Source organism: Stenotrophomonas sp. YJH_SMC_110, assembly GCF_059369255.1.
Genome location: NZ_JCAFSM010000007.1, coordinates 245,580 through 264,598, shown reverse-complemented (window position 1 = coordinate 264,598; position 19,019 = coordinate 245,580). Strand labels below are relative to the sequence as shown.

General features: G+C 66.2%; 11 protein-coding genes. 5 read left to right on the top strand and 6 right to left on the bottom strand.

Annotated features, from left to right (window positions below):
- From AC5P6H_RS14845 to AC5P6H_RS14835, 3 genes are all read right to left on the bottom strand, one after another.
- The coding region (locus AC5P6H_RS14845; protein ID WP_495202814.1) for an RHS repeat domain-containing protein at nucleotides 1-5,240 on the bottom strand (5,240 nt) is incomplete at its 3' end.
- 221 nt (nucleotides 5,241-5,461) lie between these two features.
- Nucleotides 5,462-6,463: a 2-hydroxyacid dehydrogenase gene (locus tag AC5P6H_RS14840; protein ID WP_288495147.1), complete on the bottom strand. Its 1,002-nt coding sequence runs from the start codon at nucleotides 6,461-6,463 to the stop codon at nucleotides 5,462-5,464.
- 97 nt (nucleotides 6,464-6,560) lie between these two features.
- Nucleotides 6,561-9,434, bottom strand: coding sequence for an autotransporter domain-containing protein (locus AC5P6H_RS14835; RefSeq protein WP_495202813.1), 2,874 nt, complete (start codon nucleotides 9,432-9,434; stop codon nucleotides 6,561-6,563).
- 232 nt (nucleotides 9,435-9,666) lie between these two features.
- On the opposite strand from AC5P6H_RS14835, the gene AC5P6H_RS14830 reads away from it, so the two are divergent.
- The 5 genes from AC5P6H_RS14830 to AC5P6H_RS14810 are packed head-to-tail and all read left to right on the top strand — an operon-like array spanning nucleotide 9,667 to nucleotide 15,684.
- The gene (locus tag AC5P6H_RS14830) at nucleotides 9,667-10,200 is read left to right on the top strand and encodes an RNA polymerase sigma factor (protein ID WP_075076110.1); all 534 of its coding nucleotides are present in this window, start codon (nucleotides 9,667-9,669) and stop codon (nucleotides 10,198-10,200) included.
- Complete coding sequence (locus AC5P6H_RS14825) at nucleotides 10,197-11,165, top strand: FecR family protein (RefSeq protein ID WP_075076111.1); 969 nt, start codon at nucleotides 10,197-10,199, stop codon at nucleotides 11,163-11,165. Before AC5P6H_RS14830 ends, AC5P6H_RS14825 begins: the two co-directional genes overlap by 4 nt.
- A 14-nt stretch (nucleotides 11,166-11,179) precedes the next feature.
- Entirely contained in the window at nucleotides 11,180-13,978 is a 2,799-nt protein-coding gene (locus tag AC5P6H_RS14820; RefSeq protein ID WP_288495141.1) for a TonB-dependent receptor plug domain-containing protein, read from the top strand.
- Between the two features lie 45 nt (nucleotides 13,979-14,023).
- Nucleotides 14,024-14,980: a hypothetical protein gene (locus tag AC5P6H_RS14815; protein ID WP_288495139.1), complete on the top strand. Its 957-nt coding sequence runs from the start codon at nucleotides 14,024-14,026 to the stop codon at nucleotides 14,978-14,980.
- Nucleotides 14,977-15,684, top strand: a complete 708-nt coding sequence (locus AC5P6H_RS14810) for a hypothetical protein (protein WP_495202812.1) — start codon at nucleotides 14,977-14,979, stop codon at nucleotides 15,682-15,684. The genes AC5P6H_RS14815 and AC5P6H_RS14810 overlap by 4 nt, the downstream gene beginning before the upstream one ends.
- A gap of 114 nt (nucleotides 15,685-15,798) precedes the next feature.
- On the opposite strand, the gene AC5P6H_RS14805 is transcribed toward AC5P6H_RS14810, so the two are convergent.
- From AC5P6H_RS14805 to AC5P6H_RS14795, 3 genes are read right to left on the bottom strand one after another with little or no spacing between them, the layout of a single operon-like run.
- On the bottom strand, nucleotides 15,799-16,305 hold the full coding sequence (locus AC5P6H_RS14805) for a hypothetical protein (RefSeq protein WP_206631632.1): 507 nt from the start codon (nucleotides 16,303-16,305) through the stop codon (nucleotides 15,799-15,801).
- Between the two features lie 23 nt (nucleotides 16,306-16,328).
- Entirely contained in the window at nucleotides 16,329-17,006 is a 678-nt protein-coding gene (locus AC5P6H_RS14800; protein ID WP_495202811.1) for a lysoplasmalogenase, read from the bottom strand.
- Nucleotides 17,003-18,886, bottom strand: coding sequence for a M61 family metallopeptidase (locus AC5P6H_RS14795; RefSeq protein WP_014646379.1), 1,884 nt, complete (start codon nucleotides 18,884-18,886; stop codon nucleotides 17,003-17,005). Before AC5P6H_RS14795 ends, AC5P6H_RS14800 begins: the two co-directional genes overlap by 4 nt.
- Between the last annotated feature and the right edge of the window lie 133 nt (nucleotides 18,887-19,019).

The following is a 19,019-nucleotide window of genomic DNA, read 5'->3' as shown; positions in this document are numbered from 1 at the left end:
GGCGACGCATTCCAGATGACCGAGCAGATGTTGGGGCCGCTCTTTACGATCCTCACACCCGTAGGTACTGCCGGCGCACTGGAAATCGCAACCAGGCCAGCAGCAGAACTGGGGCTGCAGCCTGCGGGATTGCAGGCACGACCACGGTAGTAGAAGTTGCCTCCGCCGCCCTTATTCAGGGAAACGGTTCGATCCCCCGCAATCAGCGACCAGTTGGCGCCGTCAGTACTTTCGTCGATTTCATAGCGCGTCGCGTCCGCCACTTCCAGCAGGGAGATCGAGTAAGCCGCGCCGATTCCCACCCCATCCGGCACGCGCAGGACCGGGGTCGCCGGAGGACCAATCACGCGCACGCCCGCTACCGCTGACCACGGTCCGCAACCGGCGACATTGCAGCCACGCACCTGGTAGTCCCACTGCCCCGGCCAGCGACCGCCTCGGGCCACGGCGGTCGCGCCGTCTTCCTGGGCGAGTCCGAAGCCCCCGCCATTGAGCTGTTCCATCAGCTGGTAGCTCGTCGCTGCGGGGATTGCGCCCCACCACATGCTCACGGTTGAACTGTAGCTCACACCGCCGAGATTGATTCCCGTGGCTTGGACCGGTGGCAATGTCACGACGATCGCGCCTACGGCGCTTGACGCGCTGCACCCGGCGTCATTGCATGCAAAGGCACGATAGGCGTAACTGCCGGCGATTCGTCCACTAATGACCAGTTGATTCCCACTGATCCGGTTGATCTCAGTCCATGCCCCCCCGTTGAACTGTTCTTCAATGCGATAGCTGCTGGCCTGGGCCACGCTCGAAACAGAGACGGCGTAGCTGCCGTTGTAGCTCGCAGCGGGTACCGACAGTGCGGGTACGGATGGGGCATACAGCGCGGTAATCGCCGCTTCGGCCGAGTAGGCGCCGCAGCCCTGTGGATTGCATGCTTTGACCCGATAGCGATAGGTGCCTGCAGGCTTGCTGGTCACTTGACAGGTTCGGCCAGAGCCATCAAAGGCCACATTCCAACCACCACCCACGGCCTCCTCAAGCACAAAGCGGGCGGCCCCCTGCACCGCTGACCAGCTCAGGGAATAGGTTCCGTTGATACCTTGCGCCGGTGCAGTGATCACCGGCGCAGCGGTGGGAGCAAGCTCCACCTGTATGGAGGCTTCCACACCCCAAGCGCCGCAGACAGTGCCATTGCAGGCACGGCCACGATAGCGATAGACGCCGGAGCTTCGCCCGGCCAGCGAAACGTTCAGCGCAGGCCCTTGATAGACAGCCTGCCAGTCACCGCCACTCGACTCCTGCACCTCGTAACGCTGCGCACCGGCAACGGCTGTCCACTGCACCGCAAACGCACCGTCCGCGCTGTAACCCGGAACCGTTACGACCAATGCTGCAGGCGCGATATCCACGGCACGCTTGGCAACGAGGCTGCCGTTGAGCTGGATGTAGTCAAAGCCCTTGGCCTGGCGCTGGTCGTGCTGATAGCGCAGCACGCCATCCTGCCCATAGAGGGAACGAATGTTGCCATTGGTTGCGCTGGCCAAGGTACGACGGCCATGTGCATCGTACTGATAAGCCTCCTTGCCATCGACCTCGCGCAGGCGATTGCCGTAGTCGAACCGGAACGCGACGCCATTGCGGATCTTCAGGTTACCCTGGCTGTCATAGCCAAGCCCGGTCACGGTCGCACCACTGCCGACATCCCGCACGTTCGTCAACCGATTGTTGAAGTCGTACTCAAAGGACTGCCGCCGTGCGCCGACGTTGGCGGTGACGATATTGTCCAGAACGTTGTACGCATAGCTTGCGTTTCCGAAGCCGGCCGCCGTCACCGCGGTCAGACGATCCAGGCCGTCGTAGCGCATGTCGCGGTTTCCAGGGGCTGCCGGCAGGCCGTCACTGATGGCCGCCACATTGCCATTGGCATCGTAGTCGTAGCCGTCATCGATGACCTTGCCACCTGAACCACTGTCGGTGCTGCGATCAGGCAGGCCGCGCGCGTTCTGCGTCATCTGATGCACGACGCCGTTGCCATAGGTGAAGCCGCTCATGCCGCCGTTCGCGTAATAGCGCACGTTGGTGGCGAAGGCTCCGGCTCGCGTCGGCTGCCCCAGCGCATTCGGGCCGTAGTCGATCGTCAGGCCGGACGGCTGCACATGGGTTGCCAAGGCGCCGTTTGCATCGTAGCCATAGCCCAGCGCCCAGGCCTCGCCACCGTCGTAGGCCACGCTCTCGGACGTGGGCAGTCCGCGCAGGTTGTAGGTGTAGTCGTTGGTGGTGATGGCGCCGTTGTTGCGGGTCTGCACACGCTTCACTTTCCCGCCAGGCCAGTAGTTCCAGTCCTGATCACCCTGGCCATCCGAGAAGCGCAGCGTCAGCAAGCGATTCATGCTGTCGTAGGTCCGGTCAGCCCGCGAAGGCGACGCATAGGCAGCCTCGCTCTCACATTGAGGGCCCAGCAACGTCAGGCCCGAGGCAGACCAGAGCAGATTGCCTGCGGCGTCGTAGCCCATGCCGGTTGCACCGGTCTCAGGCTCCATGCTCTTGCACAGGCGCTGGGCGCCGTCATAGACATACTGCCGCCGCACACTGACGCTGCCATCGTAGTTGCGCCGCAGGATCGACAGCGGCTTGCCCAGCGTGTCGCGCTGAATCTCCGTCACCACTCCCTCAGCGTGGAGAATCCGGATGGGCGTGTCCTGGCTGGGCTTGCCATACATCAGGTAGTCGGTGGTGGTGGCAATGCCGCGCGGATTGGTCACCTTTACGCTGCCTCCGCCAAGTTGCTCGGTGGTCGTGACAAGCCGCCCCAGTTCGCTGTCCTGCTCGCTGCGATTGGGGCGTCCGAGCGCGTCATAGCCGGTATAGGTGCCGGGCAGCGCGGAGCGGAAGTCGGACGCCGTGCGCGTCGGATAGGAGGTGAAAACCGGGCGCCCATTGCTGTCATAGCGGGTCACCGTCTGGCGCAATGTACCGCCACGGTCCGCAGCGTCGAACGACTCTTCCAATACTGGGCGCCACAACCCGTCGTAGTACGTCACCGCGCGTGCGTTGCCGGTACTGGACTCGCGCTTCCAATGGCCTGCTTCCAGCCCGATCTCCGCGCCCGCCACCTGGAAGAACCGCGTTGTGGAAGGATTCCAGGCCACGCTGTCATTGGCGGCCTGGGTCGCCAGTACGATCCGGCCCATCCCGTCGTAGTCGAAACTCCGGCTGGCACCATTGGGCTCCACTGCCGTGCGCACCCAGCCATTGTCATCGACCTGCAGCGAGGCACTGCTGCCGTCCGGGTACGCAACACTCTGCGGCAGGCCACGCTTCCAGCTGCCCAGCGCAATGGTATTGCCCTTGCCATCGGCCACGGAGGCGAGCGTGCCATCGGCGTGATAGCCCAGCGTCTGCTGCAGCACGCCGAAGGCGTAGGTACGTTGCGGGCGCGCCATCGAGTCGAACTCGGTGCGCTCGGTCTCGATCTCAACGCCGCCAACGCTCTGTGTGCTGCGCCCGACCTGGCCGAGTATCCAGCGGCCGGTGTCGTCGAAGTAGGTGGTTCTCAGCGTCCGCGAGCGTCCCAACGAGTTACTCTCGGTCTGCACCACCGGCCGCACATGCGCGTCGAACTGATCGGTCGTGTTGACGAAGTTGACGCCATCCTGGCTGAGCACAGATTGCTTCAGGGGACGAATCTTGACGGCGAATGGATCATCGGCTGCGGTCATCGAACCGTAGCTGTCCGGGAACGGCCCGGCCTGGACCTCGTCCGAACTCATATAAGTATTGGTGGTGACCTGGACGATCTGACCGTCCGGAGCACGCACTGCCTCCTGCAACAACTGCCCTTCGTTCTCATCGAGTTTTCGTCCGAACACACTGTGACGGCGCGTACCATCCGGTTCCACGATCGTCGACACTGCGGAGTTGGCCAGGCCCGAGTCATATCCACCCGACTCGTACGTCCAGGTCAGATTGCCCAACCCTGGCCCCGTCAGCGTCTTGCTGGTGATCGCGAAGAGGTCGAACGCATTGGAGGCGCGTTGCGCGTAGCGCCCACCGCCCATGTCTGCGCAAGCGGTACTTTTTACACCCAGGCGGGTGCGGCGCAGGTACTTGAACTCAAACTGTCCACGCGTTCCAGATGGGTGGGTCGCGATCAGGCTGAATCCAGACTGCTCGAACGTGGGCTTGGTGCAGAGCTTCGGTTCGCCATCCCAGCTCTGATATTCCGGATTCAGGCCACCGAACCCGCCGTCCTGCCAGCTGTATTCGTAGCCCAAGCGCGCGCCATCAGGCTGCTGGACGGCGCGCAGCGAGGGCCAGCGTGCAAATCCCATCCCACCGGAACCTTCGTTGTACTCGTAGCTCCAGGTACGGCCATTGGCTGCCGCACTGGCAATGCGGTCCCCGGCATAGGCAATGGAGATGGCGCGACCATCACTGCCGCGAATGCCAACCAGCTTGTCGCCCGAATAGTCATAGGCAACCCAGTTGCCATGACGGTCTTCGACCCGGCTGGCCATCAGCAGAACACGCACCAGCTTGGACCCCATGCCTTGGCCCAGCTCCATGAAGCCAGCCGTTCGTTCAATCCCCACATTGAAGAAGTAGCGATTCCCCGATGCATCCACGCCCAGGAATCCTTCGCCGGGATAGCCATTGGCCGTCGAGCCCAGGCAACTGAGGCGCATGTTGCCCCGAGTACCCCAGCGATAGGTTTCACCGTTGGTGGGTTTCGGGTTGGAGGCGTTGGCGATCAGCAGCATCTCCTGCTCGCCCTGGTCGGGGACACGCACCTGCACGCCGGTCCAAATCTCGAAGGTGCCCACGCCGGTACGCGTCTTGGGGTAGAAGGTCTGCGAGCAACGCTGGGTGGCGCCATTACCCGACTCGTTCCACTTCCAGATGGAGTCGAAGGTGGCGTGCATGTAGGGGACTTCGATGTCCCAGCTGCCGAATCCCCCTAATGGTTGCCGGTCCTTGAAGGACTGCACAGCGAGACGACGTTGCAATCGCACCGGCAGTGCATTGTTGCCTGGCAGGTCAATGTCAGTGACGACAAATTCGGTCGACCCCGAGCTGGGGCTGATGCTATCCCCGAACAGGCTCGAGGTCAGCGGTGCCAGCCCCTCACCGCTCTTGATCTTTTTGTAGTACTCGGTATGCGGGGTGACCGGGCTGCTCGCCCAGCTCCCCCCGGATGACATTACCAATGCTGCGCCGAACAACGCCTGCCACTGCCAGATACGCATGGAACATCCCTTTGTCCAAATGCGTCGGCAATCACCAGACGTTCGGTAATCCACCGACGTGTGCTGGCGTCATGTTCCGGCCGAAAAGCAGCTGCGCCGTCCCTTGCGCCCCCCTGTACCTTCAGGGGCACAAGCCCCTTCACGACAGCTTCATATGATATTCATCCAAAGTAAATACCCCAGGCGAGGAATGGGCGAGGCCCATTTCCGCATCGTGTCTGCTAAGCCCTCACCCGGTTCGCACACACCCGCCCCTCCGCAAAATCCCGCAGGTTCCCCAGCGTGATCGCCGAGATCTCCTGCAGCGCCTCAACGGTAAAGAAGCCCTGGTGGCCGGTCACCAGCACGTTGGGGAAGGTCATCAGGCGTTGGAAGGCCTCGTCGTCGATGATCTCGCCGGAAAGGTCCTGGAAGAACAGCGCGCTTTCCTGCTCGTAGACGTCGATGGCCAGATGACCCAGCCGCCGCGATTTCAGCGCGCGGATCACCGCATGGGTATCGACCAGCGCTCCGCGTGACGTGTTGACCAGCATCGCGCCGGCCTTCATCCGCGCCAACGAGGCGTCGTTGATCAGGTGCTGGGTATCGGGCGTCAACGGGCAATGCAGCGAGACGATGTCGGCCCGCGCCAGCAGTTCATCCAGACCAACCCTGCCTCCCACGCCGGCGAAGGCCGGCGATGGATACGGGTCGTACCCCAGCACGGTGCAGCCCATGCCCTTGAAGATGCGCGCGGTGGCCAGGCCGATCTTGCCGGTGCCGACGATGCCGACCGTGCGCCCATGCAGGGTGCGCCCGAGCAGGCCATCGAGCATGAAGTTGCCCTCGCGCACGCGGTTGTAGGCGCGATGGGTCTGCCGGTTGAGCGTCATCACCAGCGCCAGCGCGTGCTCGGCCACGGCTTCGGGGGAATAGGCCGGCACCCGTGCGACGAACAGGTCCAGCGCTTTCGCGGCGGCCAGGTCCACATTGTTGAAGCCGGCGCAGCGCAGCAGTACGGCGCGTACGCCCAGTGCATGCAGCGCGTGCAGTACCGGCGCGTCGAGGCGGTCATTGACGAACACGCAGACGGCGGCGCAGTCCTGTGCCAACGCAGCGGTATGCACGTCCAGCGCGGCATCGAAGTACACGAACGCAAAGCCCTGCCCGGTCGCATCGCGCTGGTTGGCCTCGTCCAGGAAGCGACGATCGTAGGGGCGGGCACTGAAAACGGCGATCTGCATGACGGGGCCTGGCTGGAGTTCCCTGCCGACCATACCGCAGCACCTGCCCTGATGGGATGGCCCCGGCGATACGCATATCGCCGGGGCCGGGTACCGCTTAGAACCGGTAGCCCAGACCCAGCATCACGCCGTTCTGGATCTGCCCGTCGCGGCGCTCACCCACGTAGTCGGCCATGATCGACAGGCGCTCGCTGGCGCGACTGGTCACGCCCACGTTCCAGGCCAGTACCTGCTCGCCCACGGCCTGGCTGCTGGCACCAAACACCAGGTCCGGGGCCGCAGCAAAACCGGTGCTATAGCGCGCCTGCGAGTCGCCCAGCTCCTTCTGCCAGACCACGCGGGCACGCGGGGTGATGCGCTCGCCGTTGTTGCCCTCGAAGGTCTTGAACAGCTGCAGGCCGGCACCCACGCGGATGCTCTCCAGGCTGCCGCTGCGTCCTGCCAGCGCACCAGCGCCCTGCCCTTCGTTGAAGCGGGTGGCCGAGGTCCGCGCGTAATCCACCACCGGCAGCAGCGGCTGGATCACCAGTCCCTTGCCGGTGGTGAAGGAGAACGCATGCTCCACCCGCGCCGAGATCGCGTCGTTGCTGTATCGGGCACGCAGCGGCTGTTGCAGGCCATCGATGGCCGAAAGGCTGCGGCGGGTATCGTGGCGCAGGTCGGTGTAGCGCACGGCCGCCGACAGGTAGCCACGCGAATAGGTCGCATCCAGGTAGCCGCCCACATCCAGCGCGCGCACGTCGCCACTGAAACCGGAGCCATCGCTGGCCTTGGTCGACATGTCCGCGGCGGCCACGCTGACGCCGAGGGTGACGCGGTCATCGGCCACGTGCGTGTCGGCACCGACCACGATGCCGCCGATGTTATGGCTCAGGCCGGCCACGCCACCGTCGGCGTCGATGCGGCCATGGCTGGCGAAACCGCGCGCCCACAGGCCACGGCTGCCACCCGCCGCGCGGCTGTCGCCAGCAGCCTCGCCGGCCGGCTCGACCAGATGCATGGCCAGCTGGTTGAACAGGCTGCCATGGCGCATGCCCGGCTGCGCCGACACCGACTGCGCCGCCTGCGAGGCCAGGCCATCGGCATCGCCGCCACTGCGCATCGCTGCCTGGTGCTGCTGCACCACGTTGCCGATGCTGCCCAGCAGTGCATTGTCGGCCAGGCGCAGGCTGGCATGTGCATCACCGCGCAGGGCGCCGGCCTGCTGTGCGATCACATCGCGGTCGGTGAACTGCAGCGCGCCGAGCAGCGACTTCAGGCCGCTGTCCTGGCGATCCGATGCGGCTGCCAGCGCGCGCCCCAGTCCATCGCCGGAGGTGCCGTTGGCAAACAGGCCCAGCTGATCGAAGCCCGGGTTGGCGGTCAGCCACAGCCCGTCGGTCGTCTGGTTGACGTTGAAGCTGAGCAGCGAATTGTGGCGCGGGCGGAATACTTCGCCCGCGGTGATGCTGGCGCTGTAGCCGGTGTCGCCCAGTCGCACGGCATCCTGGAAACCGCCTTGGTAGATCGGCCCTTCCACCAGATCGCGGCGGTAGGTGCCGGCATAGAAGCCCTGGGCGACGTTCAACGCCAGGTGTGCGCCCTGCGCGATCACCAGCGCCCCCTCTTCGGCACCGCCATCGTAGAAGCTGCCGACACGCAGGCGGCCACTGCCGGTGCCACCGGCCTCGGTAACATCGAACAGCACCTGCCCGCCGGGCATGATGTTGACGTAGCCGTGGGTCACCAGATCACCGCCACGCGGCATCAGCGTGCCGAACACGCGCAGGCGGTTGAAGCCGTCTTCGCGGTAGGACGGGCCGGTGCCATCCAGCAAGGCATCGCTGTCGGTGCCGACCGATGCGATATCACCGTGGCCAACCACGATGCTGCCCGGCATCACCCGCAGCTCGGGGGTGCGCAGCGCGCCGCCCTCCAGCGCGATGGTGCCGTTGTCGACCAGCATGAAATCGGCGCCGGTGGTTTCGGCGGTGCGCCAGGTGGCGCCATTGCTGACACGGATCACGCCCGCCGAACTTGCCAGGGTGGACGCATCCAGATCGGCCAGCCGCAACTGGCCGCGCAGCTCATCCTGGAGGTCGGGGTAGGCAAGCAGCTGCTGCAGCGACTGCGTGCCGATGCCGTTCGGCCCCCGCGTGGAGACGTTGTACAGGCTCACCGCGTAGTTGATGTAGGTGCTGGCCCAGTCGGTGTTCCAGCGCGCGAAATCGTCGTCGACGAAGGCCTGCAACTGGCGCGCGGTGCGCAGGTAGTCCGGATTGATGTCGCCGCTGACGTTGCTGGTCACATGCAGGGTGTCGCCCGGATCGCGATAGCCTGCCGTGTTGATGATGTTGTTGCCGCGGATGTCCTGGCCCGGGAACGACTCCAGCTTGCTGCCGCTGCCATCCGGATCGAAGGTGACCGATGTACCCGTGGTGCGCGCCGGGTCGCGGAACACCAGCAGGCCATTGGGCCGCACCACCTCATACATGGCCTTGTGCAGCAGGCCGGCATCCATGCCGCCGCCATAGTTGCCGGTGTAGATCTGGGTCATGCGCGGCGACGGTGCGTAGGTGATCCTGCCACCACTGCTGGCGGCATGGATCTGCACCGAATCGACCAGCGGCAGGTCGCCGCCGAGATAACGGTTGACGCCGCCGGACTGCATGATCGAGCAGGACGAAATGCAGTGGCCGGACACAATCGTGTCCAGGCCCTGGGTGCGGATCACCGCCTGCAGCCACTCGCCGGCGATCAGCGCGCCACCGTTGGACGTGCGCAGCACGACTTCGCGGATCGGGCGTCCTTCGGCCTGCGCCTTGGCCAGCAGCGCGGGCAGCGCCACCACATCGGCAACGGTTACGCCGCCGCTGAGGAAGACGCGACCGTCCTGCACGTGATAATTCATTGCCATGACGTCATCAACCGCCGCCATGGCGGTGATGCCCAGCAACCCTGCCAGGGCCAGGCTCAACTTCGAATGCTTCATGTGTTCTCTCTCTCCACCCGCAACGCACGGGTCGAAAGTTCAACGTCCGGACGGTGGGCCCTCCCCCAGTGCAGCGCCCCTCGAAACATGAACGCATTCACAATGGAGTCGTGGGCCACGCACACTCTTCCCCATCCGGTCATCGTCGCGTAAAACTCGAAGACGTACCCGCCACCGACGTCCGAGGCCAGCCCTGTCCGCCCCCTCTCCTCTGATCCATCGCGCGCCGGACCTGTCCGCGCCGGCGGACGCGTTCATTGCGTTCGTGCGGGAGGAACGCGCGCCGTTGTGTGCGTTCCTGCGCACGCGCGGTGTCGGGCCGGAGGATGCCGAGGACATCGCGCAGGACTGCATGGAGCGGCTGATCCGCTATCGCGCGCACAGTGCCGACGAGCTGCGGCTGCTGCTGTATCGTATCGCCCGCAACCGCCTGGCAGACCGCGGCCGTTCGTCGCAGTCGCGGCCGCATCTGTCCCTCGCCGAACATGATGGCGGCAACGAGCCTTCCAGCACGTCGCCCGATCCATTGCGCCAGGCCGAGTCCGGGCAGATGCTGTCCCTGCTGCGGCAGGCCCTGTTCAAGCTGCCCGAGCGCGCGCGCGAGGTGTACCTGCTCAACCGGATCACCGGCATGAGCTACACGCAGATCGCGCGGCACTGTGGAATTACTGCCAAGACCGTGGAAAAACACATCGCCCGCGCCCTGCAGGGCCTGCGCCAGGAACTCGGAACGGATCCGCTGCACAACGACAGGGACAACGGATGAGTCACGCCAGGCCCAGGGAAGATACGCAGCTGTTCGAACGCGCCAGCGCCTGGGTGGCGCGGCTGGAGGCTCCGGACTGTACGCCGGGCGAGCGCGAGACGTTCGAGGACTGGTTGGCCGAGGACCCGGCCCATGTTACTGCCTGGGTCCAGGCCGAGACCCTGTTCCAGCAGGGCGAGGAACTGGCCGCCGACCCGTGGCTGCGCACCGCCGCGGCACGTGCGGCACGGCCGGCGCCGCGTCGCTGGCTGCCGGCAGTGGCCGCTGCCGCAGGCGTCTGCCTGGCCATCGGGATCGGCTGGATGATTGCCGTCGACGGCAACCCCACGCCGCTGCGCTACGCCAACGATTCCCACCAGCCCCGGCTGCAGACGCTTGCCGATGGCAGCGTGGCCACGCTGGATGCGGGCACCACCCTGCACGCCCGTTTCGGTTGGCGCCATCGCAACCTGGTGCTGGAACGTGGCCGCCTGCAGCTGCAGGTCGCACCGTCGGGCAAGGCCCTGCAGCTGCGCGCCGGCGACAGCACCATCCGCGACATCGGCACCACCTTCCAGGTGGAACGCCTGCATGATGGCCTGGTCGAAGTCGCACTGCTGGAAGGTGCGGTGGAAGTCAGCAGCGGGGGCACCCAGCACACCCTGGCGCCCGGCCAGCAACTGCAGGTACTGCCGAGTGGCCGCATCCAGCCCGGTCCGGCACTGTCGTCCAATGCCGCCGCTGAAGGCTGGCTGCAGGGACAGCTGGTGTTCGATGCCACACCGCTGTCGATCGTGGTCGAACGCATGAACCGCTACGGCCACACGCCGCTGGTGATCGCCGATCCGGAAATCGCCAGCCTGGCGGTAAGCGGCACCTTCCGTGCCGGCGACGCGCAGGAACTGCTGTCGGCACTGGAACTGGGCTGGTCGGTGGCTGGCCAGACGCGACCGGATGGCGCGCTGGAACTGCGCCGCACGTACTGAGGAGGCCTGCGGTGATGGCAGTACCGGGCGCGCTGCAGGGGGGGCTGCTGCTCCGCACCCTGTTCTGCCTCGCGTTGGGCATCCCCGCGCTGCCGTCTGCCGCTGCGGCCGAGCAAGCGGGCACCCTGGAGGTCGATGTTGGCTCAGGCCCGCTGGCGCCGGCCCTGCAGCAATGGGCGCGACAGAGCGGCATTGCCCTGCTGTTCGATGCGCGTGAGCTGGATGGCCTGCGCACGGCCGGCACTCATGGCCACCGCGATGCGGCCGCGGCCCTGAAGGAACTGGTCGCGGGCATGCCGGTGAACATCCTGCGTACGCCCGCTGGCGGATTCGTCGTACGCCGTACCCACCCCGCGCTCCCATCGCGACCTTCGGTCGCGGCACGCGCCACGCCCGCAGCACCTTCGCCACACAAATCCGCCGACGCGCCGCCGCAGGTGGAACTGGCGCCGATCCATGTCACCGGCAGCCGGCTGCCGCGCACCTCCGTGCAGACCACGCTGCCGGTCACCATCATCGACCGCGATGACATCCTGCGCAGCGGCTACGGCAGCCTGTTCGACCTGCTGCGGCACTTGCCGGGCATGAACGGCCACCCGGCGATGAGCACCTCGCGCAGTGGCGATTCGCAGTACCTGCCGGTGGGTGCGGCCACCACCACCAGCCTGGACGGCATGGGCCCGCGTGCGACCCTGTTCCTGGTCAATGGCCGTCGCCTGCCACGCTATCCCATGGTGTCGCTGGAACAGGGTGGGCTCACCGATCTTGGGGGAATTCCGCTCAGCTTCGTCGAACGCATCGAGCTGGTACGTGGCGGCGCCTCGGCCATCTATGGCGCCGACGCGATGTCCGGCGTGGTCAACATCATCCTGCGCGACCAGGCTGACGGCCCGGAAGCCATGCTGCAGACCGGCCTGAGCGGGCGCGGCGACGCTGGCCAGTATCGCGTGCAGGCGGCCACCGGCGGCGTGCGCGACGGAGGGGACCGCTGGTTCGCCGGCATCGACCTGCACCGCATCGACCACGTGGCCGGTGATCGCCGCCAATGGCATGCGGAAACCTCGCAGTACCTGATCGGCGCGTTCCGCGATGGACGCTACTGGCCGGCAGAACGCTGCGAAGGCCCATTGACGCGGCGCGATGGTGCCTGCTGGTTCGACAGCGCCCGACCACGCTCGCTGCAACCGGCCTCGGATACCGCCTCGGCCTACCTGCGCTACCGGCATGAGCGCGGCGAAGGTCGCTATGCCTACGCCGAGGCGCGGGCCAGCCACAACCGGCAACGCTTCGACCTTGGTCCAACCGCCGTTGCCATCGGCCTGTACGGGTTCACCTTCAACAGCGTGCTGCGCGAAGCTGGCAACGTGCGTCCGCATGTACGTGCCACCGACGCCGACGTCACCTTCGGCATTGGCCGCGACCAGGGCCGGCGCAGCTGGGATGCCGGCATCAGCGCACAGCGCAGCGATGTCAGCCTGTCCACGTCGGGCACCGTGCGCGCCGAGCCCCTGCTGCGGGTCGCCGAGACACTGGATTTCCTGCCCGGCTTCACCTCGTTGCCGGCGGGCGCGGCCGAGCAGTTGTTCCCGTCGATCCGCAATCGCGGGCGCACCGAGCAGTGGCAGGGCTGGTGGGGCATGCAGCGGGAGCTGATGCCATTGGCCGGCGGTGCTGCACAGCTGGCCACCGGCATCGACCTGCGCCAGGAGCGCTGGACCTCGCATCCCGACGCCCTGCTGAGCCAGGGTGACCTGGCGCTGGGCCTGCCGCAGGAGCAGCGCCACCTGGCGCGCCGCAGTGGCGGCGCCTACGCCGAACTCGGCCTGCCCCTGGCGCACACGCTGCGCATGGACCTGGCCGCACGCTGGGACCGCGATGGCGACTACCAGGCCTTTTCACCCCGTGTTGGCCTGCGCTGGAGCCCCACGCCCCGGTGGTCCTTCCTGCTTGCCAGCGGGCGCGGCTACCGTGCGCCCAGCCTGTTCGAGCAGCGGCGCCCCCCGGGCTATTTCGGTGCGATCGAGCTGCCGGCCTCCAGCGCCCTGCCCGACTGCGCGCAGAGCAGCGGCAACGGGCGCTGCAGCGTCACCGTGGACGTGGTGGAGAACGATGCGTTGAAGGCCGAGCGGTCGCGCAGCCATTCCCTGGCCGCGACCTGGACGCCGACCGATACGTTCTCGCTGTCACTCACCCACAACATCGTCGAACTGCGCAACGAGATCCTGGCCCTGCAACCGGCCGACGCGGTGTGGAACCCCGGCACCTGGGAGCTGGACGAGGACGGCCACCTGAGCAACCTGCGCCTGTCCTTCGACAACATCGGCCGCACCACCTCGCGCAACTTTGTACTGCGCGGGGAGTACCACATCGATACCGGCAGCACCGGCCAGTGGCTGTTCTCGCTCGATGCGCTGAAGCAGCAGGAACTGCGCCGCGAACGTGGCCATGATGCAACGGTGGACCTGCGCGGCCATGTCACGCCGACGATGGCCGCCGTGCTGAACGTGCAGTGGCAGAACAGCAACTGGGACATCGCCCTGCGCGGCAACCAGGTGGGGCGCACGCGCGCCTGGCTGCCCGGTGCGGAATGCCCGGAGGAACAGCGCGAGCAGAACCACTGCATGAACCCCCGGCAGCTGCGCTGGAACCTGCATCTCGCACGACGCCTGGGGCCGCGCGTGGTCGCCGCGCTGGACGTGCACAACGTGCTCGACACGCAACCGGTGAACTATCTGGTTGGCAACGGTGGCCAAATGCCGGGGCTCGACGATCCGCTCGGCCGCTACTTCCTGCTGACCCTGCAGATCCGCTGAGCGTAGTACCCTACGCGCCCTGTTCCATCGGTTCCCCACCACCCCATGAAGGCCTATCTCTGGTTCTGGGGCGCGTTCCTGCTGTTCTTCGCGTTGCCCTTCCCCTGCATCCTCTATGTCGGCACGTCGTGGCCGGTGCAACTGGCCGACCGCAGCGCGCCATGGCTGGCCCTGCTGCTGCTCGCGCTGTCGGTGATCCTGTGGCTGGCCCTGCTGCTCGCCTTCCTGCACTACCTGCTGCTGGGCCCGCCGCGCGCGCTGCATCGGGTGCGCACCATCCTGGCCGGCGGTGAGCCGCGCGACGCGTTGATCGAACAGGCCGAGCCGACCGGCGTGCACGTGCGCGGCTTCGCGCAGTGGAAGCTGCAACTGGGCTTCCAGAACCTGTCCGGCACGCCCATCAACGAACAGATGCTGGTGGTGGACAGCAAGCCGCAGCTGCAGCGTTTCGTGGCCGGCAAGCGTATCGAGGTACGCCTGAGCCGGATGCCGGGCGCGTTCCCCAACGTGGTGCTGGAGGGTGCCCAGCCTGAATTGGATGTCGCCAGCCTCTGGCGTCGTGGTGTCGGCGCAGCGATCGGCATCGTGGCGGTGGCCAGTGCCTATGTGGCCGCCTATCGGCTGCAGAGTGAGGGACTGGGCTGGACCTTCCTGTCGCTCGGTCATCCGCTGCTGGTGTGCCCGCTGGTGTTGTGCGGCTACGCGCTGGGCCTGCGCCTGCTCGGCCGGCTGCTGCAGGCCGACGCCCGCGGTGACGCGCTGAAGTATCGCGGCATCGGCGTAGAGGCCAGGGTGTTGAAGGTGGGCCAGACCGGCACCTATCTCAACGAACAACCGCAGGTGGAGTTCCAGCTGGAATACATCGACCGCGAAGGCAGCGTGCAACAGGCCCGCGTGCGCCGCTTCATCCCGCTGATCGAGCTGGCCAGCCTCCCGCGCGAGCGGGTCACGCTGCTGTACGACCCGGATGACCGCAGCAACGTGCGCCTGGAGGGAGTATGAAGCAGCCGCCTTCCACGTCCGTGGTGTTTTCCGCCGTTCTGCTGGTGCTGGCCGGCGCCGCCGTTGCCGGTGGTGCGCTGCAGACGATCGGCGAAACACTGGGCCATTCGGTGCAGGCCGACAGCGCAAGCGCGCCGATCGCCATGCCGCCCGCGCGTGAGAGGCCCGCGTCGCTCGCGCCGATGACCGAGCCGCGGCCGCCGCTGGTGCCCGAACGCAACAACCGGTTGTTCGATGCGGACTACCTGCTGGCCGCCCGCCAGGCACTGGAACAGATGCCTGCGCTGGCCGGGCACCGGCTGACGGTGTTCCACAGCATCCACTTCTACGACGACGGCCGCATCAACCTGGACCTGGTCGATCCGCAGCAGCCGACCCGCGTCGACAGCTACCACTTCGAGCGTGGTCAATGGCGCAAGGGCAATCCAGTGAACCCACAACAGTTCGCCCCTACCATCAGCCTGCAGCGCAGCAGCACGCCTCTGGCCGACATCGATTTCGATGCCGTGCCACGCGTGGCCAAAGCACTGCAGGAACAGCGCAATGCGCTGCAGAACCCTGCATCCGAAGTCGGCCATGTCTACGTGATCGTGCGCAAAGCTGGCAAACTGGCATGGCTGCCGGACGAAGTGGCCGGTGATCGCGAATCAGTGCGCCTGCAGTTCGATGAACAGGGCACCCTGCGCGGCGTTAGTCGCCGGTAGACAGCGCGATCCAGTCCAGCCCCAGCAGCCGGTACTCCAGCAGGTAGAGCAAGCATTTTTTGCTGGCCAGAAGACTGGAACTAGCGGGCAGCCAATGCGGATGCCCTCAATGGATCACAACTCCCAGTACTTGGAACCTTGGGCTTCATGCAGCCGGGATAGGAAGCCTGCAAGCGAGTCCGATGCTTCAGGCCAGTCTTTTCGCTCGTCCAAAGGCAGGCAGACCAGCACCGAACCAAAGGCGTTCATAACCAGTAGATCTGAGTCGCCGTAGAAGCGGCCAAATACGACATCGCCGCTCCGGAAATCCAACGGACGCGAACCAGCGAGAAAGGCCGTCTGAACGTGTGCATCCTCGACGCTGAGCATCTCCATGCCCCATTGACCGAATTGCTCGTCCTTGAACAATTCCGCCGAAGCGTACCTGTCCCAGAATGCGAGCAACTGCGCTGAACAGCCCTGGAATCGTCGGTCTGTTGGTACCGCAGCACTGCGTTGTACAAAGGAAGATCGAAGCAGGAAAGGACACTCCCCATGCTGATGCATGGCGACCCGGGGCCGCGACCACTCCGCCCGTATGGCATCGATAACTGCAGCCAGCGCGTTGATTTCCCTATCCATCAGAAAATCATAACGAGGCCAGGCTACCGATGGCCAGGCACAACCGAGCGGGCGATGGCGTACTGCGCGCCGTAGTAGGTGGACAGCACCAGCAGGCTGGCCAGTGGCAGGCCGCCGGCGAAGCGGTCCCAGGCCAGCAGCGAGTCGCTGGCGACGAACAGCAGCGCACCGGCGGCCGCCCAGCGGGAGCTGCTGGCTTCCATTGCATCGGTGTGCGGTCGCCGCCACTGGCGTGCGAGCGCCAGGACCGCCATCGAGGCCAGCACCACCACGTATGCCAGCACCGGAATGCGCATCGGTGCGGGCAGGTGCGGCCACAGGCCAAGTACATTGAGTACAGCGAACGCACCGAGCAGGACGCTGGCGGCGAGCAGGCCACGCCCGGCACGCAGGCCATCGCGGAAGGCGACGATGTAGCAGAGGTGCGCCAGCAGGAACGCGACCAGCCCCGGCACGAACGCATCCACCGGCAACATCAGCGCGATATCCCCCACGCACGACAGCAGCATGCCAGCCAGCACCGCGCGGCGGTAGAACGGCTGCGCGGGATCGCGCACCCGCCAGGCGATGGCAGCGATCAGCAGCGTGGTGGTCGGCTTGGCCAACCAATGCAGCCAGCGCCCGTCACCGTGCAGGAACGCACCGAGGATGGCGAGGATCGCCATCAACAGGATCACGCCATCGCGGGCGCGCGGTTTCATCGTGCCTTCCACAGGTCCGCAAGGCGGTCAGGCTTGCCGGCGATACGCTCCAGCACCGGGTACTGCAGGCCACCGTGGTAGGCGATGTTCATCGTTTCGATGCGGTCGAACTGCTTCACCAGCAGCACGATCGGCGCCTTGTCCTTCGCCGCCGCAGCCACCGCATCCTTCAAGCGCTGGCTGCTGTACTCGCGCCCGCCAACGGCAATCACCTTCATGCCCGGCGCCAGGCCGGCATTGAACGCCGGGCTGTCCCAGATCACGTCGCCGACCACGCCGCTGTCGAGCACGGTCGCACCCAGCGAGTACGCCAGCAATGCCGCCTTGGCGCGTTTTTCCTGCGCCTTGTAGGCATCGTTCGGCGTATCGCGGTAGACCAGCTTCCAGCCCGCCAGTTCCAGGCCGCCGGTCAACGAACCGTGGCCGTCCAGGCGCCCGCGCAGGAACGTCGCCCAGTCATACGGCGCTATGCCGTTCAAGGTCGCGACCACGTCGTTGAAGGTGTACGGGTTGACGTCCCAGTCGCCGTTGCCGACGCCGAAGAACGCACGTGCGAAGTCATCCAGGCTACGCCGGTTGCCGCTCAGTTCGCGCAGCTTGCCCTCCACTTCCAGCCACAGCATCTGGCCGCCGGAGTAGTAGTCCTCGCTCATCTGATAGTTGCGGTAAGGCAGCGTGCGGCGCTGCGCGATGGTCGGGTCATTGGTGGTGTCCTGCAGCGGCCGCCAGGCCAGGCCCGGGCGACCACGGTCATAGGTCGCGGCCACGTTGGCCAGCATGTCGCGCGCCTGCGCGGTCGACCACAGCCCTGAACGCGCCGCCAGCACCTGGCCCCAGAACTGGGTCTGGCCTTCGTAGACCCACAGCAGGCTGTCGCCCATCGGCGTGTTGAAGTTGGCGGTGGCGAGATCCGCGCCGCGACGGTACTTGCCGTTCCAGGAATGGGTGTACTCGTGCGGCAGCAGATCGCGCATCCACGCGTTGTTGTCCCACTCGGTGAAGTAGCCCGGGTCGGCGCTGTTCTCACTGGAACGGTGATGCTCCAGGCCGATGCCGCCGAGGCGGTCCGTCAATGCCAGCAGGAACTCATAGTGGTTGTAGTGCCGCGCGCCGTAGAGCTTGTCGGCCTGCTGCACCAGCGCGCGGTGCATCGTGATCTGCGCCTCGCTCGGCTTCAGCGATTTGGCGTCGTCGGCAAACACGTTGAGGTGCACCGGCACCTTCGCGCCCGGATCGAGATCGATGCGCTGGTAGTGCTCGCCGGCAAACAAGGGCGAATCGACCAGATGGTCATAGGAGATCGGCTTGAACACCACGGTGTCACCGTCGCGGCGCGCGGTCTCCAATGCAGTGGCGAACGACCAGCCCTTGGGCAGGGTAACGCTGGCCTGCGCCTGCAGCTGGCGCGCGTCGATGCCGGCCGGATACAGCGAGTTGGCGTTCCACTGCAGGTTGAGCATTTCCGGGGTCATCACCACCCGGCCCTGGCTGCCGCCCTGCGAGGACAGGAAATCGAAGTGGGCGACGATCTCGCTGGCGCCCTCGGGCACGTTCACCTTGAACGCATAGACGTTGTACTGATCGCGCTGCCAGGCCAGCGGCTTGCCGTTGGCGGTCACGCGCAGGCCGGCCAGCTTGTCGATCGGGCCGGTGGGCGAATGGTTGCCGGGAATCCACTGCGGGTACAGCAGGGTCATCGGGCCGGGCTTGGCCGGCACGGTGGCGGTCACCTTGAAGATGCGCCGGGCCAGATCGCGCGCGTCCACATCGATGCGCAGCAGTCCTGGGGCTGCCGCGTTGGCCGGTGGCGAGGTCTGCGCAAGTGCAGGCGTGGCCGCCAGCGCGAACAGCAACGACATTGCCAGGGCTCGGGTCTTCATCAGGCAGTTTCCAACAACGGGGAATCCTCCGATGCTAGGCCTGTGCGATGGCCGGCCCCATGGCCAAAGGTCATGGGCGGTGCGCCCACCCGGCCATGCCAAAGGCGTGCGAACCAAGGTTCGCACCCACCAG

Bases quoted from the DNA above. Each gene is read 5' to 3' on its own strand.
- AC5P6H_RS14840 (WP_288495147.1), bottom strand. From the start codon at position 6,463: ATGCAGATCGCCGTTTTCAGTGCCCGCCCCTACGATCGTCGCTTCCTG.
- AC5P6H_RS14835 (WP_495202813.1), bottom strand. From the start codon at position 9,434: ATGAAGCATTCGAAGTTGAGCCTGGCCCTGGCAGGGTTGCTGGGCATC.
- AC5P6H_RS14825 (WP_075076111.1), top strand. From the start codon at position 10,197: ATGAGTCACGCCAGGCCCAGGGAAGATACGCAGCTGTTCGAACGCGCC.
- AC5P6H_RS14820 (WP_288495141.1), top strand. From the start codon at position 11,180: ATGGCAGTACCGGGCGCGCTGCAGGGGGGGCTGCTGCTCCGCACCCTG.
- AC5P6H_RS14815 (WP_288495139.1), top strand. From the start codon at position 14,024: ATGAAGGCCTATCTCTGGTTCTGGGGCGCGTTCCTGCTGTTCTTCGCG.
- AC5P6H_RS14810 (WP_495202812.1), top strand. From the start codon at position 14,977: ATGAAGCAGCCGCCTTCCACGTCCGTGGTGTTTTCCGCCGTTCTGCTG.
- AC5P6H_RS14805 (WP_206631632.1), bottom strand. From the start codon at position 16,305: ATGGATAGGGAAATCAACGCGCTGGCTGCAGTTATCGATGCCATACGG.
- AC5P6H_RS14800 (WP_495202811.1), bottom strand. From the start codon at position 17,006: ATGAAACCGCGCGCCCGCGATGGCGTGATCCTGTTGATGGCGATCCTC.
- AC5P6H_RS14795 (WP_014646379.1), bottom strand. From the start codon at position 18,886: ATGAAGACCCGAGCCCTGGCAATGTCGTTGCTGTTCGCGCTGGCGGCC.